Annotated in this window: 12 protein-coding genes and 2 riboswitches; of the genes, 5 read left to right on the top strand and 7 right to left on the bottom strand. The window is 73.7% G+C overall.

Annotation, left to right across the window (positions count from 1 at the left end):
- Both AH6_RS12070 and AH6_RS12065 read left to right on the top strand, forming a co-directional pair.
- Complete coding sequence (locus AH6_RS12070; protein WP_067478432.1) at nucleotides 1–411, top strand: cytochrome c oxidase subunit 4; 411 nt, start codon at nucleotides 1–3, stop codon at nucleotides 409–411.
- Nucleotides 412–557: 146 nt separating this feature from the next.
- Nucleotides 558–1,796: a L,D-transpeptidase gene (locus AH6_RS12065; RefSeq protein WP_245679284.1), complete on the top strand. Its 1,239-nt coding sequence runs from the start codon at nucleotides 558–560 to the stop codon at nucleotides 1,794–1,796.
- A 91-nt stretch (nucleotides 1,797–1,887) separates the two neighbouring features.
- Here the strand turns inward: AH6_RS12065 and AH6_RS12060 are convergent, their stop codons facing one another.
- From AH6_RS12060 to AH6_RS12035, 6 genes are all read right to left on the bottom strand, one after another.
- Nucleotides 1,888–3,267 (bottom strand): M48 family metallopeptidase, encoded by a 1,380-nt coding sequence (locus AH6_RS12060; protein WP_083982657.1) that lies wholly within the window; start codon nucleotides 3,265–3,267, stop codon nucleotides 1,888–1,890.
- A complete protein-coding gene (locus AH6_RS12055; RefSeq protein ID WP_157431416.1) occupies nucleotides 3,264–4,568 on the bottom strand; it encodes a hypothetical protein in 1,305 nt (434 codons plus the stop codon). Before AH6_RS12055 ends, AH6_RS12060 begins: the two co-directional genes overlap by 4 nt.
- Before the next feature lie 70 nt (nucleotides 4,569–4,638).
- The gene (locus AH6_RS43660) at nucleotides 4,639–5,406 is read right to left on the bottom strand and encodes a CHAP domain-containing protein (protein WP_067478429.1); all 768 of its coding nucleotides are present in this window, start codon (nucleotides 5,404–5,406) and stop codon (nucleotides 4,639–4,641) included.
- An 11-nt stretch (nucleotides 5,407–5,417) separates the two neighbouring features.
- Nucleotides 5,418–5,558: riboswitch (cyclic di-AMP (ydaO/yuaA leader) on the bottom strand.
- A gap of 122 nt (nucleotides 5,559–5,680) precedes the next feature.
- The gene (locus AH6_RS12045) at nucleotides 5,681–6,157 is read right to left on the bottom strand and encodes a C40 family peptidase (protein WP_067478426.1); all 477 of its coding nucleotides are present in this window, start codon (nucleotides 6,155–6,157) and stop codon (nucleotides 5,681–5,683) included.
- Nucleotides 6,158–6,234: 77 nt separating this feature from the next.
- Nucleotides 6,235–6,428: riboswitch (cyclic di-AMP (ydaO/yuaA leader) on the bottom strand.
- A 477-nt stretch (nucleotides 6,429–6,905) separates the two neighbouring features.
- The gene (locus AH6_RS12040) at nucleotides 6,906–7,994 is read right to left on the bottom strand and encodes a C40 family peptidase (protein ID WP_083982655.1); all 1,089 of its coding nucleotides are present in this window, start codon (nucleotides 7,992–7,994) and stop codon (nucleotides 6,906–6,908) included.
- 171 nt (nucleotides 7,995–8,165) lie between these two features.
- Entirely contained in the window at nucleotides 8,166–9,521 is a 1,356-nt protein-coding gene (locus AH6_RS12035; RefSeq protein WP_245679282.1) for an NYN domain-containing protein, read from the bottom strand.
- A gap of 271 nt (nucleotides 9,522–9,792) precedes the next feature.
- Between AH6_RS12035 and AH6_RS12030 the strand changes: the two genes are divergently transcribed.
- The 3 genes from AH6_RS12030 to AH6_RS12020 all read left to right on the top strand — a co-directional run bounded on the left by AH6_RS12030 (nucleotide 9,793) and on the right by AH6_RS12020 (nucleotide 12,763).
- Nucleotides 9,793–11,577 carry a DEDD exonuclease domain-containing protein gene (locus AH6_RS12030; protein WP_067478419.1) on the top strand — a complete coding sequence of 595 codons (1,785 nt, stop codon included), beginning with the start codon at nucleotides 9,793–9,795 and terminating at the stop codon, nucleotides 11,575–11,577.
- Between the two features lie 36 nt (nucleotides 11,578–11,613).
- A complete protein-coding gene (locus AH6_RS12025) occupies nucleotides 11,614–12,375 on the top strand; it encodes a rhomboid family intramembrane serine protease (RefSeq protein ID WP_067478417.1) in 762 nt (253 codons plus the stop codon).
- Between the two features lie 100 nt (nucleotides 12,376–12,475).
- Nucleotides 12,476–12,763 (top strand): Lrp/AsnC family transcriptional regulator, encoded by a 288-nt coding sequence (locus tag AH6_RS12020; RefSeq protein ID WP_067478414.1) that lies wholly within the window; start codon nucleotides 12,476–12,478, stop codon nucleotides 12,761–12,763.
- Between the two features lie 125 nt (nucleotides 12,764–12,888).
- Here AH6_RS12020 and trpD read toward each other — a convergent pair whose 3' ends face one another.
- Nucleotides 12,889–13,944 (bottom strand): anthranilate phosphoribosyltransferase, encoded by a 1,056-nt coding sequence (gene trpD, locus AH6_RS12015; protein ID WP_067478591.1) that lies wholly within the window; start codon nucleotides 13,942–13,944, stop codon nucleotides 12,889–12,891.
- Nucleotides 13,945–13,966 lie beyond the last annotated feature (22 nt).

Genomic DNA, 13,966 nt, shown 5'->3' with positions numbered 1-13,966 from the left:
ATGCGCGTTCAGGCGTTCATGTTCTACGGGTGCGCGCTGTTCTTCCTCGCCACCGACGTCGTCTACTGGCTCTGGTCGAAGGACTGGACCGGCACCACGGCGATGGCCCTGGCCGTCGGCCTGGCCGGGCTGATCGGGTTCTACATCCACTTCACGATCCGCCGGCTGGAGAACGCCAACGGCGGGCCGCTGTACGAGGACGACCCCGAGGGTGAGATCGCGGACGCGGCCGGCGAGCTGGGTTTCTTCAGCCCGCACAGCTGGTGGCCGCTGTTCGTGGCCCTGTCGGCCGCCGCCATCGCGCTCGGCGTGGTGTTCGGCTGGTGGCTGGTCCTCGCCGGCGTCTGCGCCGCCGTCATGGCCACGATCGGGCTGGTCTTCGAGTACTACCGGGGGCACTTCAGCCACTGATCGGCAAAGGAACCCCAGGGGGCCGGTGTTTCGCGTTCGCGCGGGTGCCGGCCCCCTTCATAATGGGCCACGTCCCGGCGACCACGCTGCGGACGCGTTTGTTTGCCTGCAGTGACGATGTACACAGTGACGACCGGGGGTTGACGGTGCGCGGCGGCGTCTCAGGATCGGCGGACCGGGGGCGGTGGGCCACCGCCCTGCTGCTCGGCGCGACGATGGCGGCGGGGGCCGCGGCCTGTTCCGGTGGCAGCGGCGCCCCGACGAAGGCGGTGGCCGTCAAGGAAGCCGTCGACCTGACGCTCTCGCCCGCCGAGCAGGCGGGCCGGGTGCGGCCCGACAGCCCCATCACCGTGCAGGCGCGGAGCGGCACGGTCGAGAACGTCACCGTCACCACCAAGGGCGAACCGGTCGAGGGGCAGATGCAGCCCGGCCGGACCGGCTGGCGCTCGCGCTGGGCGCTGAACCCCGACACCGAGTACACCGTCACCGCGACGGGGCTGGGCCGCGACGGCAGGACCGCGACGGTCACCCGGACCTTCCGCACCGCCAAGGTGAAGAGGACGCTGGCCACCAACGTCGAGGCGCCCTACGACAAGGAGACCGTCGGGGTCGGCATCCCGATCATCCTCCGGTTCGACCAGGCGGTCACCGAGAAGGCGGCGGTGGAGCGGGCGCTGGAGGTGCGGTCGGCCAAGCCGGTCGAGGGCGCCTGGCACTGGTTCGGCGACCAGAGCGTGGTGTTCCGGACCCGCAAGCACTGGCCCCGGCAGACGAAGGTCACCTTCCGCGCGCACCTGAGCGGCGTGCGGATGGCCAAGGGCGTGTGGGGCGAGCGCAACCAGACGGTGAACTTCCGCATCGGCGACGAGCACATCAGCCGCGCCAGCGAGAACGACCACATCCTGGTGGTGAAGAAGAACGGCAAGACCGTCCGCCGCATGCCCGTGTCGATGGGCAAGGGCGGGCTGCTGAAGTACACCACCACCAACGGCGACCACCTGACCATGGACAAGGACAGTCCGGTGGTCATGGACTCCACCACGGTCGGCTGCCCCAAGGGTTGCCCCGACTACTACCGCCAGGTCGTGCACTCGGCCGTGCGGATCTCCAACAGCGGCGAGTACGTGCACAGCGCGCCCTGGTCGGTGGGCTCGCAGGGCAACAACAACGTCAGCCACGGCTGCGTCAACGCCAGCCCGGCGAACGCGCGCTGGTTCTACAACTTCTCCTACCGGGGCGACCCGTTCAAGGTGACCGGTTCCAAGCGCGAGCTGGAACCCGAGAACGGCTGGGGCTACTGGCAGCTCGACTGGGACGACTGGGTGAAGGGCAGCGCCCTGAAGCGGTCGGTCACGGCCGGGCCGCAGGACCCCGCGCCGGCCTGAGCCACCCGCCTGAGCCACCCCTTGCGCGGTGAGCCCGTCCTCCACGTCATGGTGGAGAGGCGGGCTCACCGCTTTTCCGCTCCTGGAGGCCCTACCGCCGGTTGAGGGGAGGCGGGGCCGGGACGCCGTGCATCCTGGCCCAGTCCCGGGCCATCGCGATGCGCTCGGGCCCGGCGGGGTGCGACATCCACAGCAGCCGTTCGAGGCCGTTGGGGGTGAGGTCGGAGATGTTGCGCACCGACAGCTCGTGCTGCATCGACACGAACGTGCCGGGGTCGCGGGTGAGGTCCAGGGCGTGGACGTCGGCGCGGGCCTCGATGTGGCGGCTGATGAGGTTCTGCACCGGGCCGCCGATCTGCATGGCGACGGCGAACAGCGCGAGCAGCAGCGCCACGGTCCGGACGTCGGCCGGGCCGTCCCCGCCGTTCACCCCGGACCCGTCCCGCTCCGGAACGCCCGCGCGGCGCAGCAGCCGGGGCGACGACAGCAGCAGGTACAACACGCATACCGCGCCCGCCACGCCCAGCGCGCCGATCATCGTGCCCGCCGGGACGTCGTTGTTCTTGGCGTGGCCCAGCTCGTGCGCCACGATCGACTCGATCCGGGCGGGCGGCGACTTCAGCAGCGTGTCGTAGACGACGATGCGGCGGGTGGAGCCGAAGCCCGACACGTAGGCGTTCAGCGAGGTGGTGCGGCGCGAGGCGTCGGCGACCAGCACGTCCTCGACCGGCACCCCGTCCCGCTCGGCCATCGCCAGCAGGTCGGTGCGCAACGTCCCGGCGGGCAGCGAGTGGAACTTGTTGAACACCGGCTCCACCGCCACCGGGTACAGGAACGACCCGGCGACCACCAGCACGAACGCCCCGGCGGCGGCCCCGGTCCACCAGTAGCGGGGGAAGCGCCGCACCAGCGCGAACAGCAGCAGCAGGACGATCGTCCACATCACCCAGGCGACCGCCAGCGACTTGAGCTGGTCGAGCAGCCAGGCGGGCCAGGACTGGGTGGACAGGCCGTAGCGGCGCAGCACCGACTCGCCCCAGACGCCGAACGGCAGCGCCGCCAGCCGCAACACCACCGCCAGCACGGCCGCCGCGACCATGACGCGCAGCGGCCAGCGCCGCACGCGGGCGGTGGTCCGGCCGATCAGGCGCGCGCCCAGCGGGGTCAGCCCGAGGGCCAGCACCACCAGCAGCCCGACGACCAGGCGGCCGTAGGCGACGGGGTTGAGCGCGTCGTCGAAGGCGCGGGAGCGTGCGATCTGGGCCGGGGTGAAGTCCAGCGCGGGATCGGGGGTGGCGCGGCCGCCCGGCACGTGTCCCGGCAGCGGGTTCCAGGGCGTGGTGACCACCAGGATCACCCCGACCGCCGCGAACAGCAGCAGCGCGGTGATCAGGGCGGCCCGCCGGGGCTTCCGCTCCACGCCAGGCCCGGAAACGGGCTCGGAGGCGGGTTCGGCCGCGGGCTCGCTCAACGCAATTCCCTCCGCAGGTAGTCGCGCCACTGCGCGGTGAAGCGCGCCCGGTCCACGCCCAGCGCCGAGCGCAGCGCGGCGTCCTCGAACATGCGCCCGGCGGCCCGGTAGAGCCGGAGCAGGGTCGCCTCACCGTACCGCTCGACGATCATCCGGCAGGCCAGCCACGACTCCTGGTAGGACTGGGCGAGCCGCGCGGAGCCGCCCTCGAACGCGTCGGGGCCGGGCAGCGCGTCGGGCAGCCGCCCGGCGGCGACGTCGCGGGCCAGCTCCCCGGCGGCCGCGCGCACCCCCACCTTCGCCTTCCGGTAGCCGACGTAGTCGGCCAGGCCCTCGATCAGCCAGACCGGGGTGCGGCCGTCGCGGGCGCCGCCGGTGGCGATGTGGGTCAGCTCGTGGGTGAGCACGACCTCGCGGCCCAGCTCGTTCAGGCGGGCGAAGGTCGCGGGGGAGACGATGATCCGGTCGCCGCCGCCGGGGGCGGCGTCCCCGGTGACCACGGCCAGCGCCGCGATCTCGGTGAGGTCCCGGTCGGGCCCGGCCAGCGCGCTCGCCCGCTCCGGTCCGGCCGGGGCCAGCACGACCGCGCGGCGCGGCCAGCCGGTGCCGGTGACCTGCGAGACGGCCGGGACGGCGCGGTCGAGCCGCCGGGCGATCTCCGGCAGTCCCGGGGCGTCCCCGACGACCAGGCTGGAGCGGCCGCGCACCACCGTCAGCGGGCCGCCGTCCCACATCTCGGCGTCGCCGGGGCCGCGCGCGGGGAGCCCGCTGATCACCCAGGTGCCCGAGCGGGGCGCGAACGCCAGGTAGCGGGTCCGGGTGACCGGGGCGCGGTCGTAGCCGCCGAGGCGGTAGCTGAGGGCCACCCGGACGGTGACGGCGCCGGGGCCGTCCCCGTTCTCGACGCCCGCGACCCGCTCCCGCCAGTCGTCCAGGGGCAGCTTGCGCAGGTTGTCGAACAGTTGCGCCTGGGCTTGCTGGAAGGCGGCCGGGGCGGTGGCGACGGTGGCCAGGAAGGCGGTGCGGTCCCGGTCGCGCACGGCGCGGGCCCGGTTGGCGAGGACGGTCTCGGCGGCCCGGCGGTCCAGGGCGGACGCGGGGGCGGGGGAGCGGGCGGCGTCCGGCGGGGCGGCGGGGGCGTCCGTCGACGCGGCGGCCAGGCCCAGCCCGGCGGCCAGGCAGGCGGCGGTCGCGGCGGCGGCCAGCACGAGGACCCGCCGGCGCGCGAACGGCCCCGCCGCCCGGCCGGAGGGTTCCGGCGGGGCGGCGGGGCCGTCTGGTTCGGCGGGGTCCCGGGTCATGCGGGCGATCCTATGCGGACCGGCACGGACCTGGGCGGACAGGTCGCGGGACCCCGGTCACCGGCCCGGATTACTTGGCGTAGTCCGGGTAGCCGTAGCCGACGATCTGCGCGGTGTTGCGCGTCTTGATCTGCACGGCGTTGCCGGTGTTGCCCTCGACGGTCTTGACGGTGCCGTCCCCGTTGTCCTTGATCACCATGCCGACGTGCACGATGTCGTGGTTGCCCTTGCCGCCGTCCCAGGCGAAGAAGACGATCGCGCCGGGCTTGGGCTTGGTGCCCCAGCGGCCCTCCTTCTGGAAGAAGCGGGCGTGCTCGACGGTCCAGGCGTCCTCGCCGAACTGGTCGTTGAAGTCCAGCCGCTCGCCCAGCCAGGAGACGAACATGCTGCACCACTGGGCGTCGTTGTAGCCCTGGATGGAGCCGCCGTCGCGCTTGACGGTCTCGCGGGCGCGCGAGGTGGTCATGTACCAGTCCTGGTACTTGGTCTCGCCGTTGGAGTTCTCCTTCACCCCGACCTGGGACTTGGCCATCTTGATGGCGTCGTCGGCGGTGGGGCGCTTCTTCGGGGCGGCCTTCCCGGCGGCGGCGTGCTCGGCGGCCTTGCCGGTGGGCTTCTCTGCGGCCTTGGCGGGGATCTTGGCGGGGGCCTGCTGCGGCGCGGCGGCCAGCTGCGTGGAGGCCAGGGGGCCGTGCGCCGGGGCGTCCTGCCCGGGGACGGACACGGTGGCGGAGGCGGCCGTGGCGGCGGTGCCGATGACGGCGGCGCCGGCGACGAAGGTGCCGGTGGCGCGCAGGGTCAGGGTCAGGGCGGTGGGCTTGCGGTGCTTGCCGGACAAAGAAGGATCTCCTCGGCTTCCATACCGCCTACCGGGTTAGCTGACGGGTTCGGGCGTGGAAGCTGCCCTACGGCCGCGTGGCGGCCGATTCACCCCGTGGGACGTTGGGTCCCCGGCTCCGCGGCCCGTGATGGGCACGGCGAACTCGGCGGTGGGCGCGTTCGCGCCCGAACGTGGTTTTCGGTCGATCTCCCGGAACGGGAGTGTGAGGCAAGGGGGGAGGGGCGCGGCCGCCCGAGGGGGCGGACGGCCGCGCCCTGGCGCGGGGCCGCCGTCAGTAGGGGCGGACGGCGCCGGCGAAGGTGCGCTTGCGGTAGCTGTCGAGCTTCACGACCTTCACATGGCTGCCCGTGTGCGGGGCGTGGATCATGTAAAGGGTGCGGCCCTTCTTCTTGGCCACCATGCCGACATGGCTCTTGCCGTTGAAGAACACCAGGTCGCCCGGGGAGAGGTTCTTCCAGGCCACCTTGTTCTTGACGGCCCGGTACTGCGAGCCGGTCACGCGGGGGAGCTGGACTCCAGCCTTCTTGTAGGACCACTGGACCAGGCCCGAGCAGTCGAAGGCGTTCGGGCCGGTGGCGCCGTAGCGGTAGGGCTTGCCCCGCTTCTTGTAGGCGTAGGCCACGGCCTTCTTGGCGAGCTTCTGGCGCTCGGCCCAGGACTTCTTCTTGGCCTGCTTGACGACCTTGGCCACCGGGGTGGCGGCGTGGGCCGTGGTGGTGTTGCCGACCGCGAGGACGGGGGTGAGCACGGCGGTGGCCGCGACGAGGCCGCCGGCGATGCGCGTGCGGCGGGCGGTGCTGGAGACAGCGTGACTGGACAGGGGTCGCTCCTTCTTCCAGACGCCTACCGGGTTAGCTGACGGGTTCGGGCGGGAAGTGGCCCTACGGCATGCCGGACTCGACGGGAGACGAGGAGAGGCAGCCGATTCACCCCGGGTGCTGGCAGGTCCGGAAACGTTTCCGGACGCCGGCGGTTGGGTCCCCGGTTCCGCGCGGTGGCGGATTCGGCGTCGCCGACGCGTTCCCAGGCGTGATGGAGCCGGTCGCGGGACCCTTGTGTCCCGCTGCGAACGCGCGGCGCTGATGATTTTTTATGGGCGAGACGGTCCCGGAGGACGGGAACGCCGGGTGCCGGGCCCTGGGGAAGGCCGCCGTGGCGCTCTCGGCGCGGTGCACGCTGTGTCGCGTGCGGCACGGTACGGCTGGGCCGGCGGGGATCTCCGGGAGGACTCCTCCGGGAGGGGCGGCGCCGTATGGGGGACGGCGTCCGGGGCGGCGCCTGGAAGGCGTCGAAGTGGTGGCGGCGCCTGGGAGGCTACGCCGGAGGACACGGCCCCTGGCGGGTGCCGCGTCCTCAACAAAGTATCAAAAAGCGAAGAGAAGGCAAATCGGCGGCAAAACGGAAACGGACCAGGTCAAGCCTGGTCCGTCACCGGGGAACGGGTCGGGCACGGCGGGATCCGCCGTCCCCGGGGCGCTACAGGGCGCTGCGGGCCGCTACGGGCGGCTCGCGCCGTAGTAGGTCGACAGGTAGTAACCGGACGTGATCGACACGATCTCGACGTTCTTGCCGGTGCGCGGGGCGTGGATCATCCTGCCCCCGCCCACGTACATGCCGACGTGGCCCAGGCTCCGGAAGAACACCAGGTCGCCAGGCTGGAGGGCGCTCTTGTCGATGTGCTTGGTGGCGGCCCACTGGGAGTTGGTGGTGCGGGTGATGTTGACGCCCGCCGCGCCCCAGGACCGCATCGTCAGGCCGGAGCAGTCGTAGCCGCCGGGGCCGGTGCCGCCGTACACGTAGGGCTTGCCGAGCTGGGCGTAGGCGTAGTTCAGCGCGGCGCGGGCCGAGCCGCTGGCCGGGCCGTTGTAGGAGCCGCCCGTGCCGCCGCCGGTACCGCCGGTGCCGGGCTTGTCCTCCTTCTCGCCGAGCTTGGCCAGGAGCTTCTTCTGGTCCTTGATCGACTTCTCGACCTCGGCCTTCTTCTCCCGCATCTCCTTGGCCTTGGTCCTGACCTCGTTGTAGGCGGCCAGGGCCTGCGCCTGCTCGCGGCGCAGCCGCTGGGCGGTGGCCAGGAACTGGCTGAGGTCGTCGCTGCGGTTCTGCTGCAGGAGGGTGAAGACGGCCTGCTGGTCCAGCACCGCCTGCGGGTCGCCGGTGCCGACGAACCCGGCGACGCCGCCGGTGTCGCCCTTCTTGTAGGCGTTGGCGGCCATCTGGGCGACGCGGGCGCGCTGCTCGTCGAAGGCGGCCAGCTCGCTCCTGCCCGCCTTCTTGGCGGCCTCCAGCTTCTTCTTGGCGGCCTTCAGGTCCTCGGAGACCTGGTTGTACTTCTCGACCAGGTCCTCGACCTGCTCGTTGAGCTTGGTCAGCTTGGCCTCGGCCTGCTTGGCGCTGGGCTTGGGCTTGGCGGGCTGAGCGGGCTGGGCGTGGGCGGCGCTCACCGGGGCGGCCAGGGTGGCCGTCACCGCCAGGCCCGCCACCGCCGCCATCCAGCGCGGCGCCGCCGCTCCGGGGACAACCCTGCGGGTGCGACCCCCGCGCGCGCTCCGCGCCTGCGCGGAGATTCCGGTGTCATCACTGGCCACGGTCCGGTTCGCCCCTTTCGTCCATGACATCAGCGGATGACATTAGCGACGGGTCACACCGGTCACAACTCATTCGTCATTACTTGCAGTAGTTCGATGACGATTGTCCACCAAGGGTGAGGAGGGTCTCACCGGCCGCTGTCGCCCCAGGAGCCGCCGGGACGCCGGACGCTAGGCGCGGCCCAGGCGGCGCAGCAGCAGCGTGGACAGCGCGGGGCGCGCCCCGGCGCGGCGGGCGGCGTCGGCCACCTCGCGGTCGGAGGACACCACCACCACGGGGCGGCCGGGCGGCTCGGCCCGCACCAGGTCGCCGATCATCTCGTCGGCGGTCCGCCCCGGCGGGCTGAACCGGACCCGCACCCCGCGCGGCGCCATGGTCGCGACCGGCGCGTCCAGCTCCGCGCCGTCGAACACGCAGGTCACCTCGGCCCGGGTCTGCGCGGCCAGGCCGCCGAGGCCCGACAGCAGGCGGGCGCGCTGGTCGGCCAGCGTCAGCTCGCCGTAGCCGGTCTTGGTGACGTTGTAGCCGTCCACGACCAGGTGCACCTTGGGCAGCGCCAGCAGCCGGTCCAGCAGCTGGGGGTCGTGGTCGGACAGCGCCCGGCCCGGCAGCGCGCGCTGCGCCTGCGCGTCGGCGTCCGCGCCGCCCACCAGGTCGGCGGGGCGGCCGATGGTGGTGGGCAGCGCCAGCTCGCGCCGCACCCCCTGGGCGGCGTCCACCAGCGTGTCCAGCAGGACGCGCAGCCGCACGTCGTCGATGTTGCGGCCCTCGCGGGCGGCCCGGCGCGCGGTCTCGGCACTGGCCTCGGCCTGCTCCAGCTTGGCGCGCAGGCGGCGCAGCTCCTTGTCGGCCGCGGCGGCGGAGTCGCGGGCGGCCGCCAGCTCCCGGCCGGTGGAGCCCGCCAGCTCCTCGGCCCGCTCGTGCGCGGCCTTGGCCTTGGTGCGGGCCTCGTGCAGCTTGCGGCGCAGCTCGGCGTTCTCGGCCTTGCTCTCGCGCAGCTCGGCGCGCAGCTTGTCCAGCTCGGCCGAGCGGGCGGCGCGGGCGGCGGCCAGCTCCTCGGTCAGGGCGGCGATCCGCCGTTCGGCGGCCTCCTCCTCCGAGGCGGTCGCCGAGCGCTCCAGCTCGGCGCGGGCCGCCTCCACCAGGCCGGTCCAGCCCTCGGGGCGGACCAGGTAGGCGATGGCGGCGACGTGCACGGGCTCGGCGGCCGGCGGCACCCGCCCGGCCTCGACCTCCTCCACCAGCTCCGGCTGCGCCTCGCGCAGCGGCCCGGCGACCCGGCGGCGGAACGCGTCGTCCTTCTCCAGCAGCGCGGCGATGGGCTGGGCGGCGAGCTTGGCGCGCTTGCGGCGCTCGAAGCGGGCGAAGCGGCGCAGCGGCAGCGGGACCTCGTCGGGCGGCAGGGCGCCGATCAGCGCCGAGGCGGTCTCCACCACCCGCTGGCGGACCGCCTCGGGAAGGGGGCGGGCCAGCCGCCCGGCCGCCTCGGGACCGCTGTCGATGATCCTGCTCCCTCCGCATCGCACCTGTGTCGCGCTTCGCGGCGCGCCCTGGACCGCGCCGTCGCGGACGTGCCGGTGCGCTCAGTACTTCCCGGGTGTCCCGCGCCCTAACCAGCGCGAACGCGGGGAACGCGAGGAACCGGCCAGACGATCCCATTACCCTAGCGGGCCGCGCGGTGCCGGGGCGTGCCCGGCGGCGGGGGCGGGGGCGGAGTCGGGGCCGGAGCCGGGGACAAGGGCGGGGACGACGCCGCCACCGGCGCCGCTGTCGGTGGCGTGCCTTACCGTCACCTGCATGACGTCCCCGAGTCCCCAGCCCCGCCACGCCGTCCAGGGCACGCTCGACGACCTCGGGATGCCGCTGGCCGAGGTCACCTTCGTGGTGGTGGACCTGGAGACCACCGGCGGCTCCCCGAAGGACTCGGCGATCACCGAGATCGGCGCGGTGAAGGTGCGCGCCGGGGAGGTGCTCGGCGACTTCGGCACGCTGGTCGACCCCGGCGCGCCCATCCCGCCGTTCATCACCGCGCTCACCGGCATCACCCAGCAGATGGTGGTGGCCGCGCCCCGGGTGGAGCGGGTGCTGCCCGCGTTCCTGGAGTTCGCGCGGGGCTGCGTGCTGGTCGCGCACAACGCCCCGTTCGACATCGGCTTCCTCAAGGCCGCCTGCGCCGCGCACGGCTACGCCTGGCCCGCCTTCGCGGTGGTCGACACCGTCAACCTGGCCCGCCGCGTGCTCACCAAGGACGAGGTCCCCAACTGCAAGCTGGAGACCCTCGCCCGCTACTTCCACACCCCCGCCCAGCCCAACCACCGCGCGCTGGCCGACGCCCGCGCCACCGTGGACGTGCTGCACGGCCTCATCGAGCGGCTCGGCTCCTACGGCGTCGGCTCGCTGGAGGAGCTGCGCTCGTTCGCCAAGGCGCCCACGCCCGAGCAGCGCCGCAAGCGCTACCTGGCCGACGAGGTGCCGAGCGCCCCCGGCGTCTACCTGTTCGAGGACGCGGCGGGCGAGGTGTTGTACGTCGGCAAGAGCGGCGACCTGCGCACCCGGGTGCGCAGCTACTTCACCGGCTCGGAGACCCGCTGGCGGGTGCGCGAGATGGTCGGGCTGGCCGAGCGGGTCCGGCCCGTGGTGTGCGCCACCGGGCTGGAGGCCGAGGTCCGCGAGCTGCGGCTGATCGCCGAGCACAAGCCGCGCTACAACCGGCGCTCCAAGTTCCCCGAGCGCGCGATCTGGCTGAAGCTGACGGTCGAGCCGTTCCCCCGCCTGTCGATCGTGCACGAGTGCCGCGCCGACGGCGCCGCCTACCTCGGACCGCTCACCTCGCGGCGGCAGGCCGAGGAGGCGCGGGCCGCGCTGCACGAGGCCGTCCCGCTGCGGCAGTGCACCCAGCGGCTGACGTTGCGCCTGGTCGAGACCGGCAAGGCCCGCACCTGCGCGCTGGCCGACCTCGGGCGCTGCGGCGCGCCCTGCGAGGGCCGCGAGAGCACCGAGCAGTACGAGGTGCACGCCTCCGCGGCGCGGTCGGTGATGGAGGGCGACGTGCGGCCCGTGGTGGCCGCCGCTCAGGTGCGGATCGACCGGCTGGCGGCCGAGCTGCGCTACGAGGAGGCCGCCGCCCAGCGCGACCGGCTCGCCGCGTTCGTCCGCTCCGCCGCCAAGGCGCAACGCCTGACGGCGCTGGCCCGGCTGCCCCAGCTGGTGGCCGCCCGGCCCGCGCCCGGCGGCGGCTGGGAGTTGTCGGTGGTGCGGCACGGGCGGCTCGCCGCCGCCGGGACGGTCCCGCCCCGGGCCCATCCCCGGCCCTACGTGGACGCCCTGATCGCCACCGCCGAGACCGTGCTGCCGGGCGCGGTGCCCTCGGCGATCCCGGCGGGCGCGGTGTCGGGGGGCGCGGGCGCCGAGGAGATGGAGTGCGTGCTGCGCTGGCTGGACTCGCCCGGCGCGCGGCTGGTCGAGGTGGCGGGCGAGTGGAGCTGCCCGGCGCACGGCGCGGAGGGGCTGCGCGCCTGGCTCGACAACGCCTACGCCGCCGTCGAGCCGGCGGAGCGGGGTGCCTGGCGGCCACTAAGGTGACTGAACAAATCCGGCAAACGGTGAGGACGCCCCCGCATGGCCCTGCCCCTGTACGACAGCCAGCCCGCCCGCCGGGTGCCGTGGGTGACGTACCTGCTGGTGGCCGCCAACATCGTGGTCTTCCTGCTGACCCCGATGGCCAACTTCGCCACCTGGTACGGCGAGGGCAAGGTCCGCGAGTGCCGGGCGGCCGAGTTCACCATGGAGCACGGCGCGATCCCGCGCGAGCTGACCACCGGGGAGCGGCAGCCGCTGCCCGCCCAGATCGTCCATGAGTGCGGCGAGGCCGCCTACGACAAGACCCCGTGGACGTCGGCGTTCTCCTCGATGTTCCTGCACTCGGGCGCCCTGCACCTGCTCGGCAACCTCGTCATGCTGTTCGTGGTCGGCATGGGCGTGGAGGACCGCTTCGGGCGGCTGCGCTACCTGCTGAGCTACCTGTTCTTCGGGCTGGTCGCGGTGTACGGCTTCGCGTTCACCTCGCCCGACTCCGGCGTCCCGCTGATCGGGGCGTCCGGTGCGATCGCGGGCGTGCTGGGGGCCTACCTGGTGCTCAACCCGCGCGGCCGCATCGTCAGCCTGGTCCTGCCGATCATCATCCGGCTGCCGGTGTGGGTGGTGCTGGGCTACTGGTTCGTCCTGCAGTGGTTGTCGCTGGGCGCGCAGTCGCTGACGGGCAAGGAGGACAACGTCGCCTACGTGGCGCACCTCTACGGCTTCGCGGCGGGCGCGGGCTTCGCGCTGCTGGCCCGCCGCGCCGGCCCGGCCCGCAAGATCGCCGCCCTCGACCGCGGCTGAGTCCGCCGCTCACCGTCACCCCGCCGCCGCGCCGGGCGGTCCCGGGGCGCGGTGCCCGGCGTGGGTAGAGTCGGACCGTTTCTAGATCTGGGAGGAAGCAGTGGTCACTGCGATCGTGTTCGTCAAGGCCGACGTCGCGCGCATCCACGAGGTGGCCGAGGCGATCGCCGCCCTGGAGGGCGTCAGCGAGGTCTACTCCACCACCGGCTCGTTCGACCTGGTCGCGATGGTCCGGGTCCGCCGGCACGAGGAGCTGAACGAGGTCATCCCCGGCCGCCTCAACAAGGTGCCCGGCGTCCGCGACACCGAGACCCACATCGCCTTCCGGACCTACTCCCAGCACGACCTGGAGGTCGCCTTCTCGCTGGGGCTGCCGGACGCCGACTGAGACCGCCGGAACCCGGGGGCGGCCCGGGAGCGGCCCGGCGGCGTCTCTCCGGAGGGCGCTGAGGTCGTCACAGCGGGCCGATCATGCCGGAGGGCGAGGGCGTGGACCCTCACCCTCCGCACGCGTCAGGAGCCCGGCTTGAGGGCCTGGGCGGTGGACACCCAGCGGTCCAGCAGGGCCTTGGCCGCGCCCGAGTCGATGGCCTCGGCCGCCCGCTCGTAGCCCGCCCGCAGCGTCTCGGTGAGCTTCTCGGCGGGCGGCGCGCCCTCGTAGGCCGCGATCAGCGCCGCCGTGTTGAGGCACACCATGTCCCGGACGGCCCCCGCCGCGCCGCCGAAGACCTCCCGCGCCACCCGCGCGTTGAACGAGGCGTCCGCGCCGCGCAGCGCCTCCGGCTCGGCCGGGGGGATGCCGAGGTCGGCCGGGTCGAAGACCGTCTCGACGGCCTGGCCGTCGCGCACCACCCAGACGGTGGAGGTGCCGGTGGTGGTCAGCTCGTCCAGCCCGTCGTCGCCCCGGAACACCAGCGAGGAGTTGCCCCGCTCGGCGAACACGCCCGCCACGATGCCCGCCATGCGCGGGTGGAACACCCCGACGGCCTGCGCGGCGGGCTTGGCCGGGTTGGTGAGCGGGCCGAGGAAGTTGAAGACCGTGGGGGTGCCCAGCTCGCGCCGCGTCTTGGCGGCGTACTTCAGCGCGGGGTGGTAGAGCGGCGCGAAGCAGAAGGTGATGCCGACCTCCTCGGCGACCCGCGCCGTCAGGTGCGGCGGCAGGTCCAGGGGCAGGCCCAGGTTCTCCAGCAGGTCGGCCGCGCCGCAGGACGACGACGCGGCGCGGTTGCCGTGCTTGACGACCTTGACGCCCGCCGCGGCCGCCACCACCGCCGCCATCGTGGAGATGTTGACGGTGTGGGCGCGGTCCCCGCCGGTGCCCACCAGGTCGGCGATGCGGCCCGGAACCGTGATCGGGGTCGCGTTGGCGAGCATGCCCTCGGCGAGCCCGGCCACCTCGGCGACCGTCTCGCCCTTGGCGCGCATCGCCACCGCGAAGCCGGCGACCTGGGCGTCGCTGGCCTCCCCGGCCATGATCGTGTTCATCGCCCAGGAGGTCTCCTCGCTCGACAACGACTCGCCGTCGAGCAGGGCGTTGAGCAGGGCCGGCCAGGTGGTACGCGCGTCCATCATTCCCCCAGGGTGAGGCGGG

This window comes from Actinomadura hibisca NBRC 15177 (genome assembly GCF_001552635.1).
Classification (GTDB): domain Bacteria; phylum Actinomycetota; class Actinomycetes; order Streptosporangiales; family Streptosporangiaceae; genus Spirillospora; species Spirillospora hibisca.
The sequence above is the reverse complement of the archived record's forward strand: the minus strand, read 5'-3'. Positions and strand labels throughout refer to the sequence as shown.

Coding starts and splice junctions, on each gene's coding strand:
- AH6_RS12030 (WP_067478419.1), top strand. CDS start 9,793: ATGACGTCCCCGAGTCCCCAGCCCCGCCACGCCGTCCAGGGCACGCTC.
- AH6_RS12055 (WP_157431416.1), bottom strand. CDS start 4,568: ATGACCCGGGACCCCGCCGAACCAGACGGCCCCGCCGCCCCGCCGGAA.
- AH6_RS12070 (WP_067478432.1), top strand. CDS start 1: ATGCGCGTTCAGGCGTTCATGTTCTACGGGTGCGCGCTGTTCTTCCTC.
- AH6_RS12025 (WP_067478417.1), top strand. CDS start 11,614: ATGGCCCTGCCCCTGTACGACAGCCAGCCCGCCCGCCGGGTGCCGTGG.
- trpD (WP_067478591.1), bottom strand. CDS start 13,944: ATGGACGCGCGTACCACCTGGCCGGCCCTGCTCAACGCCCTGCTCGAC.